This window comes from Photorhabdus asymbiotica (genome assembly GCF_003634575.1).
Taxonomy (GTDB): domain Bacteria; phylum Pseudomonadota; class Gammaproteobacteria; order Enterobacterales; family Enterobacteriaceae; genus Photorhabdus; species Photorhabdus asymbiotica.
Genome location: NZ_RBLJ01000001.1, coordinates 1,488,435 through 1,508,663, shown reverse-complemented (window position 1 = coordinate 1,508,663; position 20,229 = coordinate 1,488,435). Strand labels below are relative to the sequence as shown.

Sequence of the window (20,229 nt, the reverse complement as noted above, 5' to 3'; positions counted from 1 at the left end):
GCGGCCAGCCGCGCACCGGAGGTTAGGTGACCGCGCCAGCGCCCTTGGGTGGGCGGCGCCGGACATAATGTTTGTTAAGCGTGGCGGGCCGTTCAGGCCATTGCGCTTAATGCCACATTATGTTGAATGGCGGGCTGACCGGCAACGACTGTCACAGAGAACGCGGGGTTCAGCGCCGGAGCGGCCGGCATTTACTGCCGGGCACGCCGAAGGTAGGGAGGCAGTCTGTGCGCAGGGACGCGCACAGTCTGCCTTTCACTGCACCCCACTCGCTTACAGGGAACCGGCTAACCTTCGGACTGTCCAGCCGCACTGAGGTTTCAGACCGGCTTCGGGCTGTCCGGCTGGTCGCTATTTGCCTGCTTATCGTCTGGCGGCGTTGCCTGCTTTGACTGCCGTTCTGCCGGGTGCGTCTGCTCATGCACTTCCTTTAAGTGGCCGATTGCCACCCGCGTATAGATTTGGGTGGTTTCCAGCTTTTCATGCCCCAGTATCGCCTGGATGTGACGGGTGTCCGCGCCGTTCTCCAGCATCTGGGTTGCCATTGAGTGGCGGAACAGATGGCAGGCCCCCGGTTTAGCCAGTTGCGCCTGTTTACGGATGCTGTCGGCGGCTATCTGGGTTAACGTGCCTCTGGCCAGTCCCCGGCCTTTCTTAGTGATAAACAGGTGACCGCTGTCCCCCCGCCGCGTTAACTCGGGCCGGACGCTGAGCCAGCGGCTTAACCAGTGCAGCGCCTGTTCGCCGATGGGCACCACCCGGTCTTTACCGCCTTTACCCTGTCTGACCAGCACTACGCCGCGCCCGAAGTCCACCTCGCTTAACAGCAGGTTCGCCACTTCCATCCGCCGGATACCGGTACTCCACAGTACTTCAAGGATAGCGCGATTTCTCAGCCCGGTTGGGGTGTTGATATCCGTTGCGGCTAATACCGTGTGGGTTTCGTCTTCATTCATCACCTGCGCCGGCAGCCGTTTTTCTTCTCTTGGCAATACCATGTTATCCGTCGGGTTATACAGGATATGGTGACGTTGCAGCAGCCAGCGGAACCACTGACGTAAGACACTCAGGCGGTCCCGCTGACTGCCCGGGCTGTAGGGTTGACCGTTCGCTTTACGGGAGCTTCTCAGCCAGCGCTGGTAACTTTCCAGCAACGGCAGGCTGACCTGCGGCGCCGTCATCACGCCACGCGCTTCGCACCAGCTGATGAACGGCAACAGCCGCTCTTCATAGGACTCCTGAGTCCGTTCGCTTAAGCCCTGTCCCCGCACGGCTTCCAGCCAGGCGGCCAGATGCTGGCGTAAGGTGGCGAAGCGGGCCGGTATGGCGTCGGGTTGACCGTGGGTCTCCGTCACTGAGGGGCGTTTTTTTCTGTCTGGCGCGGCCAGTGTTGCCGCCGGGCTGGTCGGGATAGCGTGCTGTTGCTGCAACCAGTCGAACCACAGGCGTAAGGCGCGCAGGCGTCGGCGCTGACTGTCCGGCGTATAAGGCTGACCGTTGGTTTTGCGGTACCGGGCCAGATATTGCTGCCAGTTTTCCAGTAACGGCCCGGTCACCTGTGAAGCTGACAGGATGCCCTGTTCCTCACACCAGTTGACGAACGGTGACAGCCGTTCATGACGGGCGGACTGGCTCTTTTGACTCGCCCCCTGCAACAGCAGGGTATCCAGATACGCGTCCAGATGCTGGCGCAGGGTCAGCGGGCGGGGGGTGGATTGATGTTTAACGGGTGATGACATGATGGGATTTCCTGTAGGGAACAGCGGTTATTGTTATCGGTGTGTGATACGTCACTCCGGTACGATGGCTTGATTTTTAAGTGGCCGGAACAGTCCTTTTCTGTCTGCCCCAACTTGCGGACCGCTCCACCCAGTATTGCTGCGGTCTGGCGTCCATTTTCCGGCCTCCAACTTGGACCCAACTTGACCCCAGCTTGAGGGCAACTTGCGGTTCAGTCAGTCCAACTTGCGTCGGTCGTATTCCGGGTTTTCGGGTTCGATGATGAGCTGGCAGTACGATACGACGACTTTTTCTTATTATTGCCGGAACAGTGTTTTTCAGCCTTCCCCAACTTGCGAACCGTTACATCCAGTATTGCTGCGGCCTGAAGCCGGTTTTACGACCTCCAACTTGGACCCAACTTGACCCCAACTTAGGGGCAACTTGCGGTTCAGTCAGTCCAACTTGCGTGAGTCATATTCAGGGTTTTTCCGGCGCTGTCAGGTCAATCAGGCCGCACAGGTGGGCTTCTTCTGCGCTGTCGCCGTTCCACAGCAGTTCATACTGCAACAGATGGCCCCGGCTGCCGCCGTGGACTAACAGGTATTCCATGTCGGCCAGTCGCTGACAATGGACTTTTAACTGGTTATCGCTCCATTGGGTGTAACTGCGGATATCCCGGCGGGTAAAACGGACAGCATTCACCGGGCGTTGCTGCGTTGCCGCCGTCTCTTTCACCATTTGCTGTATCAGCAGCAACAGTTTCCTTGTCTGGGGCGGCATCTCATCCAGCGTGCGGCCTAATATCTCGTGGGCCAGTCGGTTGGCTAAGCTAATATCGTCTTTGGTCACCTCGATATATTCAAGCCGTTTGCCCCGGTGTTCCGCGGTTTTCACCTCCCGCTGGTGCTGATGCAGCAGGGCGATACTTTGTATCAGGGTGAGATATTTCATGTGGTCGCGTCGGGTGCGGGTTTTATCGCTCATGAACGTTAACTGTGAAGCATAAGGGTTAACGACATTCAGCGGGCGTAACAGCCGCTGGGCGTTTTGATGCAGTTCGGTGATATACGTCTTTTCATTCTCCGCCAGTAAGCCTTCGAGGGTCTGCTTATGGCGCTGCAACGCGTGGATAGCTTCGGTCTGTTCCCGCGATTCGTTCACCGTCAGCACCAGACAGCGGTTTAACAGCTCTTCATCGACATCTATTGCCGTGGTGGTGAGCATCAGCATCACCGGGCCTTTTACCGTGTACTGTTTAGTCACCAGATTGCCGCTGGCGTCATCTTTACCGGTACTGGCAATGGTCAGTTCGCCGTCGCTTTGTAACAGCTTAAGCGCATAGGCGGCCTGCCGCACCCCTTCCTCTTCGGCAATGGCTAAGATTTTATGCTGGAGATTGGTTTCGCCCAGATAGAACAGGCTCTGGCCGGTCATGGCGCTGTATTGCAATCGTTCTTCTTCCGGTATCAGATTGAGTACCGCATCCATCAGTGAACTTTTCCCGGCGGCGCTACTGCTCTGTATCAGCACGGCCAGCGGACGGTCCAGCTTGCGACTGACGGCAGCTAAGTAACCGGCCAGCAGGTTGGTGCTTTCCCCTACCACACCACAGGCGGCTAAGTCAGCGGTGATACGCTCGCTCAGTTTCGGGTCTTGCAGCAGCGCCAGCGCCGCTGCACGCTGGTCCTCGCTCAGTTCGGGAACCGGTGGGGTTTCGGTTTGTTCACTGACACCGGCCTGTTGACACTGTTCCAGTACCAGCAACACCTGCCCCAGCGCCCGGCGCAGGTCGCCTTCGGCCAGCCCGAGTTCGGTGGCGGCCAGTCGCGCATACCCGCCCCGGCTGCGGGCGCTCATCATGTCCACGCTGTCCGCGAACATCACGCCGCTGTCGGTATCAACGACCTGGACATTCACTTTCATCACCGCCGCCCCGGTTTTCACCTGTGACAGGCCCCGGATACCCCACTGTTGTGTGCCGAGGGTGAGGGATATCTCACCATTAGCGCCGGTTTCCCAGACCACATTCGGCATTGACGGCAACGCGGCTATACCGGCGGCTAAGGTGCTGACCGTTTCCGGCACCGGAACCGGCTGATGTTCAGCCAGTGCGGCCCGCTCTGTTGCGGTGGTGGCCTGTACCTCTGCCGCTTCCTGCATCGGCACGGCACTGTCGAGCAACAACCCGAAGGCCCGTTCCGGCTCGGCGACCTGACACAGATAGCCGTTGGCATCCATGCCCTCGGGGAACACCACCCGGAACACGGTGATACCGACGGCGGTTAGTTCGGCGGCCAGTTTTACCGCCGCTTCATTGCCTGCCGGATCATTGTCGTAGGCGATCAAGACCTGCTTAACACCATACCGCTGAAACGCCTGCCGCATCTCATCGGTGAAGCCGTTCACCCCATAGGCGGCGGTGACATGGCGGTGACCGGCTACCCAGAACGACAGGGCGTCGATCAAGGATTCACAGAGGATAACCGCCCCTGAACTGATCAGCGCCGGCTCATTCCATATCCCGTCATGTGCGCCGGGAAGGTACAGATGCAGCGGCGTTCCGCTGCGTAAGCGGTCGGTGATTTTGCGCCCGTAGATCTCACGGATCTGGCCGTTCGGGTCGATAACCGGTATGACCAGCGAACCGGTAAAGTGCTCGTGCCCGCTGTCGCGCATCAGCCCCACGGCCCGAAGACGGGCGCGGATCTGTGCGCCGGCCTGCACCGCCTTGATGGGCAGGCGATAGGCTAACGTGCGGTTGGCAAAGCCCAGTTTAAACTGGGCGACTAATTCCGGGTGGTTGAGCCGCCGTTTTTCCAGATAAGCCAGGGCTTCGGGGGCATTCAACAGCGTATGATGGTAGAACCCGACGACCCGACTGAGCAGCGCCTGCCGTCCGGCGTCATCATCGGCCAGCATGGCGGGTTCATCCGGTTGCACCAGCGGCACCACCGAGGGGTTATCTCCCAGTATCCCGCGCAACTGTTCCACGGCCCGGCGCAGACTTAAGCCTTTGGTTTTCATTACCCAGTCCAGCACGGAGCCGCCGGCATCACAGCCAAAACAGTGATAAAGATTTTTTGCCGGTGAGATAACCATTGACGGGGTTTTCTCCTGATGGAACGGGCACAGCAGCACGTAATCTTTGCCGCGTTTAAAGAGCTGTCGCCCCTGTTGCTCCACCACGGCGACTAAGGAGACGGCGGCTTTCAGGTGCTGTAATTCGGTTTCGGGAATGCGGGCCATAAAAATGTTCCTTTTAAACCCTTGTCAATAGACATATATGTAGATTATATTATCTATACATTGTGGGATTTGCAACAGGCAGCTAAAAAAGGAGACGGTACAATGAACCCTATTGATTCATTGTGTGCAGGGTTGGATATGTCAGCATTTGCAGAGCGTCTTCGTTTGTTGCGTGAGGCACGTAATTTAAGTCAGGTTCGGCTGGCTGAGCTGCTGGGAGTTGATCCACGCGCTTATAATCGTTGGGAGAAAGGCGCGAGTGCGCCCCATCTGGAAACGGTTATTAAGATCGCTGATGTACTCCAGGTCACGATAGATGAACTGGTTGGCCGCAAGGCTATATCGGATGAAGTGAAGATCCGCAACCACACATTACATTCCTTGTGGCAAAAAGCGGACCTGTTGCCAGATACCGATCAACAAGCGTTGATCGTGGTACTTGACAGCTTTGTCAAGAAAGCGATGGTTGAACAGGCAATGGGATTTAACGGTACTAAGCGTTGAGATAGCGCGGCAGACAGTGAGTTCGCACCTCACCCCTGCCGCTTACCACAAGCAACTAAAAGGGTAGTTACTATGGCTAAGGCGCATTCTAAGGCAGAAGCGGCGATAAATAAAGCCGTGAAAACAGAACGTTATTACACGGTGGGGTATGTGCCGAACGGGAATAAGGTCAACAATGTCACCCCGGCAATACATCTTAAGGGCCAGTGGCTTAAACAGGCGGGGTTTAATACCGGCGGCCAGATTACGGTGAAGGTGATGGATGGCTGTCTGGTACTGATACCGGACAGCGAAGCCACCCAACAACAGCATCAGCAATACCAGCGGCAACAGAACCAGCTTAATGAGATTAAGCTGCGGATGCGTGAGATGCTGGCTGAGTACAACGCGGGCTAAGGGAGGGGATAAAATGAAAATGGTGATTGAACATTTACAGGACATTCAGTTAACCCACATTGAAGCGCTGGCCTTGGCCCAACTGGTTAAGCGGCTGAACTGGGCGGAGATACGGGCTTGCGCGGTGAATGACGAGGAAGCGTATCAGATTAAGGATGCGATCTCTAAGCTTCGATCTGCTCTGGCTTACCGAGGGTATGCGCCAAGATAGATCATAAGAAGGCCGGAAGATCACGCGGATCTTTCCGACCTTAACATCATTTAATTTGCTATTTCTTCCCAAAACTCATTTGTCTGAGAGCCAACATATTTGATAATTTCTGTGAATGTTTCTTTACCTAAGAAAATAGTTCCAGCACCTCTGATAAATAATTCAAAATTAGCTGAAACTTGTTCAAAGTCATCCATTGATGATTCACTGGTCATAACAAAAACCTCACCAGTAATAGTGTTTAGTAATATGGTATAAGGATCAGATATTGCTATAACGATAAACTCTTTAGGTCTATTTTCACCAATCCACCAATGATTAAAAGTACCCTCACTATTAATATTTACTATCATTTCGAGATAATCAGAACTATTACCAAATGATATGTTTCCTAATGAAAAATTATCTAAATCATAGTCTTTCATGAATGATAGAAATTCTTTAGGGAATATGATATTCAGTTTTTTTTCTGAAATTTCAACGTTTAATAACGGTTTGTATCTTTTCGATAATTTCAGATCATCAAAGTCATCGCCTAACGGTGAGAATTTTTCATCTAATTGTTCGCTTATTTCTTTGATCGTTAGCAACATAAAATTCTCCTTTTTATTTTGTATGCCATATACCGCCGCTGCCAACATGAGTTGAACTCGGGACAGGTATTGCGTAACGCCCAAAATCAACATGATGGTGAATTAATGTTTCACCTTTGTAATTCACATGTTCTGGAAACGCTTTAATCCATTGATTATCTATTTTAGGTGATAATCCTAACTCTTTTATTCGGTACATATTACTTTTACTCAAAGAATCTGGCTGCAAATTACTCCATTGTTGCCAAAATTCTTTATTGTTTCTGATACCACCATTAGCAGTCATTTTGCCACTAGTGAAAGTACTTGTGTCTATTGAATACTTGGGATCAGGTCTATTTGGGATTCTTGGATCTACCCTTGTTTGATAAGGATTATCACCCCTTGAAATTTCTTTTGTGCTAGGGCAACTAGCAAGACCAAGCGGATCTTAGGGATTACCCCGACACGACCATACTTTTTAGACGGGATTTTTTTCTTTAATAACAGCCTGTTAAAGAGCCATATCTCCCCACTTCACTCCCCCCCGCGAACCCAAAACCCCGATGTGCACTTTGCCGATGTTAGCGCATTTTTTCCCCGACGTCAGCGCCGGGTTTCAGCCCCCTTTTCCTGCCGGAACCGGGTTTTATCGGGAACTCGCGACGGCGGGGCAGCTTGTCTGCGCCGCTGACGCGGGTTGGCCGGGTGCGGGCCGGCGAGGCCCGCAGGTGAAGCCGTTAAGCGGGGAGCCCCTGCCTGCGGGGGCGGACGGGGCGGAGATGGCGAGGACGGGAACGAGCGAGGAGCCTGCGACTGCGAGCCGGGCGCAGCCAGTGCAGCGGGGTTGGGGCGGGGGCCATAAACTGCGCCAGCTTGCTGGCCTGCCTTCAGGGCCGTTGACCTTAACGGGCTGACCGGCAACGATTTAAGGCAGGTTTGGGCGCCGGAGCCGCCACGGACGGCGGCGACTGCGGCGGTGGATTTTAGCACTGATAGTGACAGCAGCGGGTGAGCGAGCGAACCCGGTGCGCCTCTGGGGCTGAGAAGCTCAACCCGGCGGCCAGCCGCGCACCGTTGTTGAGGTAACCGCGCAGCGCCCTGCGGTGGGCGGCGCCGACATAATGTTTTGTTAAGCGTGGCGGGCCGTTCAGGCCCATTGCGCTTAATGCCACATTATGTTGAATGGCGGCTGGCCGGCAACGACTGTCACCGAGAACGCCGGGGTTCAGTGCCGGGCGGCTGGCATTTACCGCCGGCACGCCGATGGCAGGGGGGCAGTCCGTGCGCAGGGACGCGCGCGGTCTGCCTTTCACTGCACCCCACGCGCTCACAGGGAACCGGCTAACATTAAAAATTCTCCGGCGACTGTGGGCAGTCAGTTCGGCTGCTTACTGTCCGGCTTAGCGCTCTCCGTCTGCCTGTTGTCCGGCGGCGTTTTCTGCTTTTTCGGTTTCCGCTCTGCCGGGTGCGTCTGCTCATGGACTTCTTTTAAGTGACCGATAGCCACGCGCGTATAGATTTGTGTCGTCTCCAGCTTTTTATGCCCCAGTATGGCCTGGATATGCCGGGTATCAGCGCCGTTCTCCAGCATCTGCGTGGCCATTGAGTGCCGGAACACGTGACATGACCCGGCTTTGTCGAGTTTGGCTTCCTCACGGATGGTGTGCCCTGCCATCTGCGTTAAGGTGTTGCGTGATAACGGGTTACCTCTGACGGTGATAAACACATATCCGCTGTCATATCGGTAAGCCAGTTGCGGGCGCACGTCAGCCAGATACCGTTCCAGCCACGCCAGCGCCCGTTCCCCTATCGGCACCACCCGGTCGTGTCCGTTCTTTCCCTGTCGCACAACTACCACTCCGCGATGGCGGTCTATGTCGCCGAGTCTCAGATTAATCAGTTCTGTGCGCCGGATACCCGTACTCCAGAGCGCTTCCAGCACGGCGCGGTTACGCAGACCCAGAGGCGTCTGGGTGTCGAGACTGTTCAGTACCTGCTCCGTCTCGACGTCACTCAGTACCTGCGCGGGCAGCCGCTGCTCTTCTTTCGGCAGTATCAGCATGTCAGCCGGGTTATACAGGATATGGTGGCGTTGCAATAACCAGCGGAACCAACCCCGCAGGCAACGAAGTCGCTGTAACTGGCTGTTGTTGCCGTAATGCTGTCCGTCTGCCTTGCGGTAACGGCGCAGATACCGCTGCCAGCTCTCCAGCAACGGCAGAGAGACCTGCGGCGCATGGTAGACCGCCCGCATCTCGCACCAGTCCACGAACGGCGTTAACCATTCCCGGTAGGTTTCCGGTGTCCGGGTGCTGTGCCCGCTGGCGGTCTGGATTTCCAGATATGCCTCAAGCTGCTGGCGTAAGGTTGCAAGGGTAAAAGTCGGTTGTGTTTCCATCGTCTGCCTCTTATGGGTGTGCTGTCGGTACGCTACGATTTTTTATTCTGTCCTGCCGGAACAGTGATTTTTCGCTGAACCCGACCGTTTTGTTGTGAAGCCTTGTTGTGCCTGCCTTTGCGCTGATACGGTTAACCCGACCTCTCGCCGACTTGATACCGACCGGAAGGCGACCATTTAACGCCTTACCCCGACCGGACGATTTCATACTGTCCCATTCAGGGCACTATCAGCCCGCTCAGGTGCGCGGTGTCGCTGTCTTCCCCGTCGAACAACAGTTCGTAGATGAACGTCAGCCCGCGCCGGTGCAACAGCAGGTACTCCATTTCAACCAGCCGCGAGAGATGGATTTTCAGCTGGGTATCGCCCCACTGCACCGCATCCCGCAACATTTTGCGGGTAAATAACATTTCATGGCGCGGCTGCCCGCTTTCCCTGACCCAGTTTTGTATCAGCAGCAACAGCCTGCGCGTCTGCGGCGGCATCTCATCCAGTGTGCGGCCTAATATCTCGTGGGCCAGCCGGTTCGCCAGGCGGATATCTTCTTTGGCGACTTCGATATATTCAAGCCGTTTGCCCCGGTGTTCCGCTGTCTTCACCTCGCGCTGGTGCTGATGCAGCAGGGCGATACTTTGTATCAGGGTGAGATATTTCATGTGGTCGCGGCGGGTACGGGTTTTATCGCTCATGAACGTTAACTGTGAAGCATAAGGGTTAACCACATTGAGCGGGCGCAACAGCCGCTGGGCGTTTTGATGTAGTTCGGTAATATAGGTCTTCTCATTTTCCGCCAGTAAACCTTCAAGGGTCTGCTTATGACGTTGCAAGGCATGGATAGCTTCGGTCTGTTCCCGCGATTCGTTCACGGTCAGGACTAAACAGCGGTTTAACAGCTCTTCATCGACATCAATCGCGGTGGTGGTGAGCATCAGCATCACCGGTCCTTTCACTGTGTATTGTTTGGTGACCAGATTACCGCTGGCATCGTCTTTACCAGTGCTGGCAATGGTCAGTTCGCCGTCGCTTTGCAACAGCTTAAGCGCATAGGCGGCCTGCCGCACCCCTTCCTCTTCGGCAATGGCTAAGATTTTATGCTGGAGATTGGTTTCCCCCAGATAGAACAGACTCTGGCCGGTCATGGCGCTGTATTGCAGCCGTTCTTCTTCCGGTATCAGATTGAGTACGGCATCCATTAAGCTGCTTTTACCTGCCGCCGAACTGCTTTGTATCAGCACGGCCAGCGGACGGTCCAGCTTGCGACTGACGGCAGCTAAGTAACCGGCCAGCAGGTTGGTGCTTTCCCCCACCACGCCACAGGCGGCTAAGTCAGCGGTGATGCGCTCACTCAGTTGCGGGTCTTGCAGCAGCGCCAGCGCCGCTGCCCGCTCGGCGTCGTTCATTTCTTGCGTTTTCTGCTCAGTTCCCATTTCCGCCCGCTGCTGCCACTGTTCAACCGCCAGTAATACCTGTCCCAGTGCCCGGCGAATATCCCCCTCAGCCAGCCCCAGCTCAGCCGCTGCCATCCGCGCGTAACCCTGACGGCTGCGTGCGCTCATCAGGTCAACGCCATCCAGGAACATCACGCCGCTTTGGGTATCAATGACCTGCGCATTGAGCTTCATGGCAACTGCGCCCGCTTTCACGGAAGACAACCCCCGAATGCACCAGTGCAGGCTGCCCAGCGAGACCTTAAGTTCCCCGTCTGCCCCCGCTTCCCAGATGAGGCCGGGCGTCGGGTTTTGCACTGCCGCCACAGCAGCGGCTAAAGCCGGAGGCGGGGCGGCTTCTGCTGATACCTTCACTTCCGTGCGCGTTGTCACTGCGGTTGACATTGGCGTCGCGCTCTCAAGCAGCAGGGCGAAAGCGGCTTCCGGCTCGGCCATCTGACACAGATAGTCGTTGGCATCCATTTCAGGGGGGAACATCACGCGCAGCGGTGTGATACCCCGCACAAGCAGCGCCTCCGCCAGTTTCACCGCGGCTTCATTGCCCGCGCTGTCATTGTCGAACGCGATAAGCACCTGTTTGATGCCATGCCGTTCGAACGCCTGCCAGTGGTCGGCTGTCACCCCGTTGACCCCGTAAGCGGCGGTCACGTTCCGATGACCGGTGACCCAGAACGACATCGCATCAATCAGCGATTCACACACGATAAGGCTTTTCGCGGCCATCAGCGCCGTTTCATTCCAGACGCCGCCATGTGCGCCCGGCAGATAAAGGTGCGATGGCGTACCCGCCCGCAGGTGGTCACCGATTTTACGTCCGTAGATTTCCTGTATTTGCCCTTGAGGATTAATAACCGGCACAACCAGCGAGCCGGTAAAGTGTTCATGACCCGATTCCCGCATCAGGCCAACTGCCCGCAGTCGCGCCCGGATTTCCGCGCCCGGTTTGAGCTTCTTCGACGGCAGCCGATACCCCAGCGTGCGGTTGGCAAAGCCCAGGCGGAAGTGAGCGACTAACTCCGGGTGATTGAGCCGCCGCTGTGTCAGGTACGCCTGCATCTCCGGCGCGTTCAGCAACGTATGGTGATAGAACTCCACCACCCGATGCAGCAGCGCCTGCCGGCCCGCTTCATCTTCGGCCAGCAACGCTGGTTCAGACGGCGCAACCAGCGGCTTGACCGCCGGATTTTCGCCCAGCAAGGCACGCAACCGTTCTGCCGCATGGCGCAGGCTTAAGCTTTCGGTTTTCATCACCCAGTCCAGTACCGAGCCGCCTTCATTGCAGCCGAAGCAGTGATAGAGGTTCTTTTCAGGACTCAATACCATTGACGGGGTTTTCTCCTGATGGAACGGGCACAATAGCACGTAATCTTTGCTCCGTTTAACCAGCTTTCGGCCCTGTTGTTCCACCACGGCCACTAAGGAGACAGCGGCTTTCAGGTGTTGTAATTCGGCTTCGGGTATCCGTGCCATATAGCTGTTCCTCCAAAAACCTGTCAAGATGCAAAGAGTAAAAATAACTCTGTTGCAGAGTACTCTAAAATAGAGTATTGTCAACTGTAAGATTAAAAACAGGGAGTATCCTCATGGCACCGTTAACTCACAGGCAGATACAGGCCATGAAGACGAAGGATGAAACATTCTTTAAAGAGTTAGGCGCGCGGATTGCGCTGGCTCGCAAGGAGCAACAACTCACCCAGCAGCAACTGGCGGACCAGTTGGGGATTGCTCAGCAGACAATGGCGCATTATGAAGGCGGGCGATTAAAAGTTTCAGCGGCACTTCTGCCATTACTGGCGCAGATACTGAACTTATCGTTGGATGAACTGCTTGGATTGCCCTCGGTCAGGCGTAATAGTAAACGGGGACCCAGTTCCCGACTGGAACAACAGATTGAGATTATCAGTCAGTTGCCGAAAGCCAGACAGAAGTTTGTGTCGGAGATGCTGGATACGGTGATTGGTCATAACAGAGAGTAAAGAGAGATAGCGCGACTGAGACAGGTTGCCCCCTGTCACAGCCGCTCACCACAAGCAACTAAAAGAGGTAGTTACTATGGCTAAGGCGCATTCTAAGGCAGAAGTCGTTGTAAATAAAGCCGTGAAAACAGAACGTTATTACACGGTGGGTTATGTGCTGAACGGGAACAAGGTCAACAACGCTGCACCGGCGATACATCTTAAGGGCCAGTGGCTCAGACAGGCGGGGTTTAATACGGGCGGCCAGATTACGGTGAAGGTGATGGATGGCTGTCTGGTGCTCATTCCTGACAGTGAAGCCACGCAACACTATCAGCAGCAATGCCAGCGGCAGCGGAGCCAGCTTAATGAGATTAAGCTGCGGATGCGTGAGATGCTGGCTGAATACAACGCGGGCTAAGGGAGGGGATAAAATGAACGTGGTGATTGAACATTTACAGGACATTCAGTTAACCCATATTGAAGCACTGGCCTTAGCACAACTGGTTAAGCGGCTGAACTGGGCGGAGATACGCGCCTGTGCCGTGAATGACGAGGAAGCGTATCAGATTAAGGATGCGATCGCTAAGCTCCAATCCGCTCTGGCTTACCGAGGGTATGCGCCACGATAGATCATAATAAAGCCGGAAGATCTCGGGGATCTTCCGACTTTATTAATTAACTAGCATTATATATATCGTGTAGATTACTATTTTTATTTAAGTTAATTATACTTTCCTTTTTATAGGTCAATATTAGCTCACCTTTATTTTCTTCATTTTCTATTGCACGTACACCATCAATAACACAAAGAATACCGAACAGTGTATTATCAGCCACTATTCTTATTATTTTATTGATTGTTTCTTTCTCTTCCTTCGATTTTTCATTATAAAAATCAGATAGTTCAGTTAATTCCCTTTGTGGCTTTCTACCTGGGGGAGATTCAAGTATTGAGATAGTGTCTTCGATAGCAGCATCTCTTACTACAAGCTTTAATATATCTACAAATAGTTGAGAATTCATCTTATTACCTTATTTTAGTGAAGGCTTCTGGATACATTTCTTTATTTAAATTGAGCAAATCTTTTATTGCTGAAGGAGGGGCATTAGTATAATTGCGCAAATCTCTAATATCTTTTGCCAATAAATCTCTAGCCGATCCCGTATACGGTCCTTTCATAGTAGGAATCAGTTTATGTTCTCCTCTAGGGAGAGCTATTGATGGAGCTACTTTAGGATCATAACCAGTAATTACCTGCCCCGCAGGATGTTTTTGAGCCGCATGGTGGATATCTAATTTATCACCCACCTTAGAACGTCTCTGTAAATCATCGAATGTACTAACTTCGTATTTTTGTGTTGGACAAGCTGCTAACCCGAATGGGTCAATCCAGTTCGCCGGGTTATGAACATACGAATAGGGATTCGGACCCCCTTCCAGCCCGAGCGGGTCAGGGCTGAGATAACAACAGCCTTCCGGCAAATAATAACGGAACCGGTTATAGCATAAACCACTTTCCTCATCAAAAAGTTGCCCGGCAAACCGGAGGCCCGGATCGAGTTGCGGATTTTCTCCCTGTCCGCCCAGCCGCAGCCCGTACAGGGACTGTTTCGGCCGCCGCCAGACCCGTTTCCCCGTCGGGTCGAACAGCGCCAGCGGTTCCCCGGTCGGGGCGCTGACCGCATACTGGGTCTGCACTGCCCCGGCCATCAGTTCCACCCGGTTGTCCAGATTGAGGGTAACCGCCCGCGTCTGCTGCGCTATCAGCTCCCAGCCGTCAAACACCAGATGGCGGACCATTTTCAGCCGGCCGTGCTGATATTCCCGGATTTCCGCCGGCACATCGCCGTCCCATAGATACGTGGTCAGTTTACCGGTCTGGGTACAGCGCTTTTCGGTCCGCCGTCCAAAAGCATCATAGCGATATTCCCACCGGATACCGTCCGGGGTGATGAGGCCGGTCAGCTGATTCTGGCTGTTCCAGCGGTATCGGGTCAGCGCCGGACGGTAACCTTCTTCTAAACGCTGTTTCTCCTTCATACGACCGGCCCGGTCGTACACAAACCGGTGCGGGCCAATCCAGTTCAGACGGTGACCTTCCTGATACAGCGTTTCCCCCCCGATTTCCTGCATCCCGTCGAACCGCCGGGAGGGGTAACCGCTGGCGTCATACTGATAATGCTCACGCAGGTTTCGTCCGTCACCAACTGATACCACCTGACCATTTCCGTTAAGAAGATAGTGTAGTGGCTGCCTGTCATCGTTGGCCGCCGTCAGGTTCAGGGCGGCATCATACTCATACTGACGTACCAGACCCGCAAAGGTGGGGGCCGGAATATCGGGCAGGTCAGTCTGCCGGAAAAAATGGGGGTTACAGCCGGCACGCTGGGCTGTCAACAGGCCCATCAGGTTATACTGCTGGCGCAGGATGAAACCGCTTTCGGTGTGACGGCCCGTGTCCCGCCCGGCTTCGTCCCGTTCCACCGTCAGAGGTAACAGGCCGTCCAGCGTCAGTCCGGTCAGCTCCCCGGCTCGGTTAACCTGCATCCGGCTCTGCCAGTGTTCCGGGTGAGTCTGTCCGGCGAACCGGGACGGTCCTTCTGCGGGTTTGGTTTCACCGGTCAGCAGCAGTCGCTCTACGGTACGGTTATCCGGGTAGTGGCGTTGAATTTCTCCGTATGGCTGGATTTCCCGGACTATCCGGTCCTGTTCATCATATTCAAAAGCCAGCGTGTTGTCCGGTGACTCGACGCTCAGCAGTCGTCCCACAATATCGTAATGATAACGGGTCGTGCCTTCCGGAGGATGCAGGGCCGTGAGGCGGTGTGCCGCGTCATAGTCATAGCGGGTCACATTCTCTTCCCCGTCCCGCTTCTCAATACAGTTGCCTGATAAGTCATAACGGTAGTGCCAGCAGGTGCCGGCATAATCCTGCTCAGTAACCACCCGGCCATCTGCATCGAGGGTGTAGGTATAACTTTCCCCCTGTGGGTTAATCACTTCAGTCAGTTGCAGCGTGTCAGCATCATAGCGGTACTGCCAGCGGTGTCCTTCGCCATCATGCCGCGCTATCGGCAGGTCAAACGGACCATATTCCACCTGCCATGCCACCCCGCGCGCGTCGGTCCAGCAGGTTAAGTTACCGTGCCGGTCATGGTGAAAATGCTCCAGATTGTTATCAGGCCGGTCGCTGACGGCCACCCGGTGATGCCGGTCGTAACGCCAGCGCCACAGTGCTCCGGCGGCGGTCAGGCTGCGCAGCCGGTCCTGACTGTCGTAGCCGAGGCTGACGGTGCGGTTTTCCTCGTCAAACAGTCTGACCAGCCGCTGATGGGTATCATATTCCTGAGTACGGCGGTTACCGTCGGTGTCTTCTTCCTCGGTCACCAGCCCGAAAGCATTACGGGTCAGGGTGGTTTTCCGACCGTCCGGGGCAATAAATCCTTTTGGCTGGCCCCGTTCATCATACAGTTGCAGCCAGGTGCGGTGCAGCGGGTCAGTCATGCCGGTCAGTTGCAGGGTGTCGGCATCATAGCTGTATTGCCAGACCCCCCCGGCTGCATCAGTGAATGCAGTCACCCGACCGGTATCAGCCAGGTAGGTCAGGGTCAGGATTTCTCCCATCGGTAACGTCTGTTGTATCAGATTGCCCTGGTTATCATAGTCATAACGGGTGATACTGCCGCCCGGGGTGTGGACTTCAGTGACCTGCTGCTGGTCATTGTAATACCAGGTGGTGGTGTGCCCCTGTGGTGTCGCAGAGCGGGTGATGCCGGGGGCATAGTCCAGGTGGACCGGGTAAAAACCGCCGGCCCCCACACTGTCAGTACAGCGCCCCTGTTCATCGTAGAGGTAATCCACCCAGGTCTGGTCGCCGTCAGACCAGCGGCTTATCAGGCCCTGCGCGTTGTATTCATAGTACAGGTGAAATTGCTGAGTGCTGTCTGCTTCCGCCAGCCGGCCATTATCATGGTAGTGATAGCGGGCCATGACTTCCTGTAACCCTTCATCGGTGCGGATAATCTCCGTCAGCTGCCCGCACAGGTTATAGCACAGTGTCAGCACCGGTCCGTCACTGTGGATGACTTCGGTCAGCTGACAGCGGTCGTTATAGACAAAATGCAGCCGGTTATCATACACGTCCCGGTGTTCGGTGAGCAGCCAGCTCTGTGTGTCACCGGCGGGAGCCGGTACTGGCAGGGTAAAATATTTCCGGACTGGGGAATCTCGGTGGCTGAGGATGTATCCCGATGTGCCCCGGCTCAGGGTAAAATCCGGGTGATCCGGGTTGATACTGTGTGTACAGGTGGCGGGTAAGGCAAAATAGAGTGAGGCCCCTTCGGTGGTGCTGATTTCCACCCGGTCGCCGGTGACCCGGACGCATTCGGAAAAGCTGTCGGTCCAGCCCGGTCCCAGCAGGCCCTGTTCTCCGGGGGCCCAGCTGCGTAAAAACACCAGCGGCAGGGTCTGACCGAGGGTGATATCTGTGCGCTGGTCGAACAGCTGGCCGGTGGTGACATCAATCGGGTCGCCGGTGAAGAATTTTTTGGTCGCTGCCCAGTAACGTTTTGCACCCTGGGTTTCTTTAAAGGCGGTTTTAGCACAGGAAATCGTGCCCATAGACACGATTTTTCCGACATGCCGGGCACCGGTCTTCGCCCCGTTCAGTACCGCCTGACGACCGGTTTTAGTGAACAGTTTACCGAGCCCCTTAATGGTGCCCCGGGACGGTGGTACCAGAAATTCCACCGCTATCAGAATCGCGCGCTCCCAGGCGGAGAATTCTTCCTCAATGTCCAGATAGGTGCCCTGACCGGAACCGATAAACACGGTTCCGGCCCCGGCTTTGATGGTGGCACCGCAGACCAGCTTGTCATCTACCCGGGCCGCCGGGTAGCCGTTGATGAACACCGTTTCACTGCCCTGGGCAATCAGGGACGGTGCGGCAGGGTGTTTCGTACAGCCGGCAGTATCGACGGTGGCTCTGGCCGCGGGTTTGCCTTCGACAGACACATTCGGCGAGCCGCTTATTAGTGTGCCAGCGGGCGGTCCAATACTGTCCACCATACGGGTGACCGCGGAACTGGCAGCACTGATAACATTCCCCAGAGCCAGTGTGCCGGCAGTGCCCAGTGCAATTACCGCAACGGTGGCTAAACCGCCGGTGCCGACGACCACGGCAGCGGCTGCGGCAAAGACCGCAGCGCTTATCAGGGCGCCGGTGATGGCCCCGGCCAGCGCACCAAGGAAGCTGGCATGTTTAATCGGGTCGTCTTTCCGGGCAGCAGCCGGACCGGGCGTACCCTGTGGGGGAGAAACGGGCGCAGCGTGTCGGGCGCCGACCCGGGCAATTCGGGTGACAATTTCATCACCAAGTGACATGTTTGCCTCCTGCCGGATCAGATCGCCTGAAAACTGTTGATAACTGCCAGCAGTGCATCCCGCTGACCGTTTTCAAAGGGGACGGGGGAGGTCAGGTTGAAGGCGAGCAGCTGTGTGCCGCGAATTTGCAGCACCACAGTCTGGTACATATCCCCTTCCGGGCTTTTCCACTGGTAATCCAGCCGGCGGGCAGGTTCCTGACTCAGGGTGAGAATACTGCGCTGGTGTTCCTGGTAACCGGGCAGATGCGTGCGGAACTGTGCCAGGGTCTGTTCATAGTAAGCGTCGTTATCCATGCCGGCCGGCACCGGGGTGCGGTTGACCACCAGATTAATGCCGCTGTTGTCCGGCAGAACAAAGACATGCATGGATTCATCCCGCCAGTTGTCTGGGATAGCGAGGGTGCCTTCATTCATCTGATAAACTGTGTTTTTCATGCTTTTTTCCGTTATTTGATCTCATACATTAAAAGTGCTGAGCGTAACTGCTTGTCAGTTCACATTGACCTGTTTGCCGTTGATGGTGATATTAAGCCCCTGAATGCTGATATTGCCGGCGCTGTCGATGGTAATGCTGCCGCCGGCGGTGGCAATCTCGATACCCCCCGCCTGAGAATGTATCTGAATGTTATTTTTCACGTTCAGCAGACTGTCTTTTTCTACGGTGATTTGACGCAGGCCGGTGATGGCGCTGACTTCATTGCCCGTGACTTCTTTATGGCGGTCGTTCCTGATCGACAGTACCTGATTATGGCCGATGCTTTCGGTATGGTCGTTCATCACCCGGGTTTCTCGGTTATTGAGCACCACGGTATTCATATCGCGCTGTGCGTGCAAAGCCAGCTCTTCACTGCCTTTGGCATCTTCAAAACGCAGTTCGTTATAGCCTTCCCCCTTATGGGTTTTTGATCGGAAGGCCATCTGGGTTTTACTGCCCGGTAACGCGCCCGGCGGGATGTTGCTGGCATGATAGGTCCGTCCGGTGACTATCGGCTGGTCCGGGTCTCCGTGCAGAAAGTCCACCACCACTTCCTGACCGATACGCGGGATCGCCAGCATCCCCCAGCCCTGACCGGCCCACGGCTGGGTTACTCGTATCCAGCAAGAGCTGTGGTCGTTACTCTGGCCGTAACGGTCCCACAAAAACTGTAACCGGATACGACCATACTGGTCGCAGAAGATTTCTTCTCCTTCCGGACCAACCACTTTGGCAATCTGCGGGCCGTCCATCAGCGGCTTGGGCAGTGGCGTTGGACGCCAGTGCTGGTCATAGGGGATAAAGGTGAAGTGGTTACTCATCACGGTGCCTGATTCACCGCTGGCCTGCTCCAGTGCCTGCGGCTGGCTGCCGGTATGCGCCACACTCACCAGCTGCCAGAGCCGGTTGAGGTCCTGACGCGGGTGGTCGGTCAGAGTGAACAGCACGCCCGGTTGCATGGCGGCATCGTTACTGTCACCGTACCCCATCAGAGCATTGTTGCGCAGGGCTTCCAGCCGGTAGCGGGTGAAATCAGCACCGTGCTGCTCATCTTTGAAGCGACCGGGAAAATCAAAGTGTTCATAGCCGGTATACTGGAGGTCGGTTTCCCGCATCTGCTGGCGAAACTCAGCAGCCCAGACGGGGTTTTTAAAGGTGTAATCTTTGAGCTCGACGGTAGCCGGACGTACCTGAGCACTGCGGGTCAGGGCGGTGATACACAACGACTGAGCCTGTGAGGCGTCTTCCGGGTGATAGGGCAGTACCGGGCCTTTAGCAATGGAGCCGGCATCGTCGGCAAACACCAACGTGTTTTTATGACCGCTAAACTCAAAGAAATAAAAGATGCCTTCTTCGGCGGCTAGCCGTTGCAGAAAATCAAAATCGGTTTCCCGGTACTGGACACAGAACTCCCGCTCCGGGTGCGGATTACGCAGACTGAACACCACATCCCGGACGCCGTTTTCTTTGAGTAGAGTGGTGATAATGGTTTTGATATCCTGCTGCTGAAAAATGCGGGAATTCTGGCGCAGGGTGGTACGCCACATGTCCGGACGGACCGACATCTCATAGCGGGTCTGATGTTTGCCGGTATTGCCCTGTACAAAACGGGAGACCATGCCGGTGACGGTACGCTGGACTTTGCCTTCACGCAGGATAGACAGGGTGGCGCTTTTATCGAGGACGGCGGAGAAATCAATCGCCGGGTCGGCACTGGCTAAGCTGACCTCAAGGCTGAATGGGGTGGAGAAGGCTTCATTCAGTGAAAAGGCAGCGACCACAAAGGTGTGGGGCGGCAGGCCGGCAGCGGAGAAGGTAAACTGTAAGCCGCCAGCGCTCTGGGTACTCAATCGGTCAGCAATTTGTTTTACCACACCGGGCAACCCGGCGGAGGTTTTCTGGAATGACATA

Annotated in this window: 18 protein-coding genes; 7 read left to right on the top strand and 11 right to left on the bottom strand. The window is 55.4% G+C overall.

Annotation, left to right across the window (positions count from 1 at the left end; translation table 11 throughout):
* Nucleotides 1-316 (top strand): hypothetical protein (locus BDD30_RS23885; RefSeq protein WP_211338300.1); only part of this gene is annotated, 316 nt, incomplete at its 5' end.
* A 4-nt stretch (nucleotides 317-320) separates the two neighbouring features.
* Here the strand turns inward: BDD30_RS23885 and xerC (BDD30_RS06670) are convergent.
* Together xerC (BDD30_RS06670) and BDD30_RS06665 are read right to left on the bottom strand one after the other, a co-directional pair.
* Nucleotides 321-1,355 carry a site-specific tyrosine recombinase XerC gene (gene xerC / locus BDD30_RS06670; RefSeq protein ID WP_049795249.1) on the bottom strand — a complete coding sequence of 345 codons (1,035 nt, stop codon included), beginning with the start codon at nucleotides 1,353-1,355 and terminating at the stop codon, nucleotides 321-323.
* A gap of 844 nt (nucleotides 1,356-2,199) precedes the next feature.
* On the bottom strand, nucleotides 2,200-4,968 hold the full coding sequence (locus tag BDD30_RS06665) for a CHC2 zinc finger domain-containing protein (protein WP_012777136.1): 2,769 nt from the start codon (nucleotides 4,966-4,968) through the stop codon (nucleotides 2,200-2,202).
* 102 nt (nucleotides 4,969-5,070) lie between these two features.
* Between BDD30_RS06665 and BDD30_RS06660 the strand changes: the two genes are divergently transcribed.
* From BDD30_RS06660 to BDD30_RS06650, 3 genes are all read left to right on the top strand, one after another.
* The gene (locus BDD30_RS06660; protein WP_012777137.1) at nucleotides 5,071-5,472 is read left to right on the top strand and encodes a helix-turn-helix domain-containing protein; all 402 of its coding nucleotides are present in this window, start codon (nucleotides 5,071-5,073) and stop codon (nucleotides 5,470-5,472) included.
* 72 nt (nucleotides 5,473-5,544) lie between these two features.
* Nucleotides 5,545-5,868 (top strand): SymE family type I addiction module toxin, encoded by a 324-nt coding sequence (locus tag BDD30_RS06655; RefSeq protein ID WP_012777138.1) that lies wholly within the window; start codon nucleotides 5,545-5,547, stop codon nucleotides 5,866-5,868.
* 13 nt (nucleotides 5,869-5,881) lie between these two features.
* On the top strand, nucleotides 5,882-6,079 hold the full coding sequence (locus BDD30_RS06650) for a DUF7706 family protein (protein WP_041381610.1): 198 nt from the start codon (nucleotides 5,882-5,884) through the stop codon (nucleotides 6,077-6,079).
* 50 nt (nucleotides 6,080-6,129) lie between these two features.
* On the opposite strand, the gene BDD30_RS06645 is transcribed toward BDD30_RS06650, so the two are convergent.
* The 5 genes from BDD30_RS06645 to BDD30_RS06620 all read right to left on the bottom strand — a co-directional run bounded on the left by BDD30_RS06645 (nucleotide 6,130) and on the right by BDD30_RS06620 (nucleotide 11,970).
* Complete coding sequence (locus BDD30_RS06645; protein WP_012777139.1) at nucleotides 6,130-6,672, bottom strand: SMI1/KNR4 family protein; 543 nt, start codon at nucleotides 6,670-6,672, stop codon at nucleotides 6,130-6,132.
* A 13-nt stretch (nucleotides 6,673-6,685) separates the two neighbouring features.
* Entirely contained in the window at nucleotides 6,686-6,958 is a 273-nt protein-coding gene (locus tag BDD30_RS06640; protein WP_012777140.1) for a hydrolase, read from the bottom strand.
* 1,071 nt (nucleotides 6,959-8,029) lie between these two features.
* Nucleotides 8,030-9,052: a site-specific tyrosine recombinase XerC gene (gene xerC, locus BDD30_RS06625; RefSeq protein WP_012777127.1), complete on the bottom strand. Its 1,023-nt coding sequence runs from the start codon at nucleotides 9,050-9,052 to the stop codon at nucleotides 8,030-8,032.
* 10 nt (nucleotides 9,053-9,062) lie between these two features.
* Nucleotides 9,063-9,260 (bottom strand): hypothetical protein, encoded by a 198-nt coding sequence (locus BDD30_RS23070; protein WP_147408123.1) that lies wholly within the window; start codon nucleotides 9,258-9,260, stop codon nucleotides 9,063-9,065.
* 10 nt (nucleotides 9,261-9,270) lie between these two features.
* Complete coding sequence (locus BDD30_RS06620) at nucleotides 9,271-11,970, bottom strand: CHC2 zinc finger domain-containing protein (protein WP_012777128.1); 2,700 nt, start codon at nucleotides 11,968-11,970, stop codon at nucleotides 9,271-9,273.
* 113 nt (nucleotides 11,971-12,083) lie between these two features.
* Between BDD30_RS06620 and BDD30_RS06615 the strand changes: the two genes are divergently transcribed.
* From BDD30_RS06615 to BDD30_RS06605, 3 genes are all read left to right on the top strand, one after another.
* Nucleotides 12,084-12,476 (top strand): helix-turn-helix domain-containing protein, encoded by a 393-nt coding sequence (locus tag BDD30_RS06615; protein WP_012777129.1) that lies wholly within the window; start codon nucleotides 12,084-12,086, stop codon nucleotides 12,474-12,476.
* Between the two features lie 76 nt (nucleotides 12,477-12,552).
* Nucleotides 12,553-12,876, top strand: coding sequence for a SymE family type I addiction module toxin (locus BDD30_RS06610; protein ID WP_012777130.1), 324 nt, complete (start codon nucleotides 12,553-12,555; stop codon nucleotides 12,874-12,876).
* Nucleotides 12,877-12,889: 13 nt separating this feature from the next.
* Entirely contained in the window at nucleotides 12,890-13,087 is a 198-nt protein-coding gene (locus BDD30_RS06605; RefSeq protein WP_012777131.1) for a DUF7706 family protein, read from the top strand.
* A gap of 46 nt (nucleotides 13,088-13,133) precedes the next feature.
* Here BDD30_RS06605 and BDD30_RS06600 read toward each other — a convergent pair whose 3' ends face one another.
* From BDD30_RS06600 to BDD30_RS06585, 4 genes are read right to left on the bottom strand one after another with little or no spacing between them, the layout of a single operon-like run.
* Nucleotides 13,134-13,481: a hypothetical protein gene (locus BDD30_RS06600; RefSeq protein ID WP_012777132.1), complete on the bottom strand. Its 348-nt coding sequence runs from the start codon at nucleotides 13,479-13,481 to the stop codon at nucleotides 13,134-13,136.
* 4 nt (nucleotides 13,482-13,485) lie between these two features.
* Nucleotides 13,486-17,841, bottom strand: a complete 4,356-nt coding sequence (locus BDD30_RS06595) for an RHS repeat-associated core domain-containing protein (protein ID WP_012777142.1) — start codon at nucleotides 17,839-17,841, stop codon at nucleotides 13,486-13,488.
* Between the two features lie 17 nt (nucleotides 17,842-17,858).
* Nucleotides 17,859-18,278 (bottom strand): DUF1795 domain-containing protein, encoded by a 420-nt coding sequence (locus BDD30_RS06590; protein ID WP_012777143.1) that lies wholly within the window; start codon nucleotides 18,276-18,278, stop codon nucleotides 17,859-17,861.
* Between the two features lie 54 nt (nucleotides 18,279-18,332).
* Nucleotides 18,333-20,228, bottom strand: coding sequence for a type VI secretion system Vgr family protein (locus BDD30_RS06585; protein WP_012777144.1), 1,896 nt, complete (start codon nucleotides 20,226-20,228; stop codon nucleotides 18,333-18,335).
* Nucleotide 20,229 lies beyond the last annotated feature (1 nt).

Coding starts and splice junctions, on each gene's coding strand:
- xerC (WP_012777127.1), bottom strand. CDS start 9,052: ATGGAAACACAACCGACTTTTACCCTTGCAACCTTACGCCAGCAGCTT.
- BDD30_RS06660 (WP_012777137.1), top strand. CDS start 5,071: ATGAACCCTATTGATTCATTGTGTGCAGGGTTGGATATGTCAGCATTT.
- BDD30_RS06655 (WP_012777138.1), top strand. CDS start 5,545: ATGGCTAAGGCGCATTCTAAGGCAGAAGCGGCGATAAATAAAGCCGTG.
- BDD30_RS06615 (WP_012777129.1), top strand. CDS start 12,084: ATGGCACCGTTAACTCACAGGCAGATACAGGCCATGAAGACGAAGGAT.
- BDD30_RS06585 (WP_012777144.1), bottom strand. CDS start 20,228: ATGTCATTCCAGAAAACCTCCGCCGGGTTGCCCGGTGTGGTAAAACAA.
- BDD30_RS06640 (WP_012777140.1), bottom strand. CDS start 6,958: ATGACTGCTAATGGTGGTATCAGAAACAATAAAGAATTTTGGCAACAA.
- BDD30_RS06595 (WP_012777142.1), bottom strand. CDS start 17,841: ATGTCACTTGGTGATGAAATTGTCACCCGAATTGCCCGGGTCGGCGCC.
- BDD30_RS06650 (WP_041381610.1), top strand. CDS start 5,882: ATGAAAATGGTGATTGAACATTTACAGGACATTCAGTTAACCCACATT.
- BDD30_RS06590 (WP_012777143.1), bottom strand. CDS start 18,278: ATGAAAAACACAGTTTATCAGATGAATGAAGGCACCCTCGCTATCCCA.
- BDD30_RS23070 (WP_147408123.1), bottom strand. CDS start 9,260: ATGAAATCGTCCGGTCGGGGTAAGGCGTTAAATGGTCGCCTTCCGGTC.
- BDD30_RS06645 (WP_012777139.1), bottom strand. CDS start 6,672: ATGTTGCTAACGATCAAAGAAATAAGCGAACAATTAGATGAAAAATTC.
- BDD30_RS06665 (WP_012777136.1), bottom strand. CDS start 4,968: ATGGCCCGCATTCCCGAAACCGAATTACAGCACCTGAAAGCCGCCGTC.
- BDD30_RS06605 (WP_012777131.1), top strand. CDS start 12,890: ATGAACGTGGTGATTGAACATTTACAGGACATTCAGTTAACCCATATT.
- BDD30_RS06620 (WP_012777128.1), bottom strand. CDS start 11,970: ATGGCACGGATACCCGAAGCCGAATTACAACACCTGAAAGCCGCTGTC.
- BDD30_RS06610 (WP_012777130.1), top strand. CDS start 12,553: ATGGCTAAGGCGCATTCTAAGGCAGAAGTCGTTGTAAATAAAGCCGTG.
- BDD30_RS06600 (WP_012777132.1), bottom strand. CDS start 13,481: ATGAATTCTCAACTATTTGTAGATATATTAAAGCTTGTAGTAAGAGAT.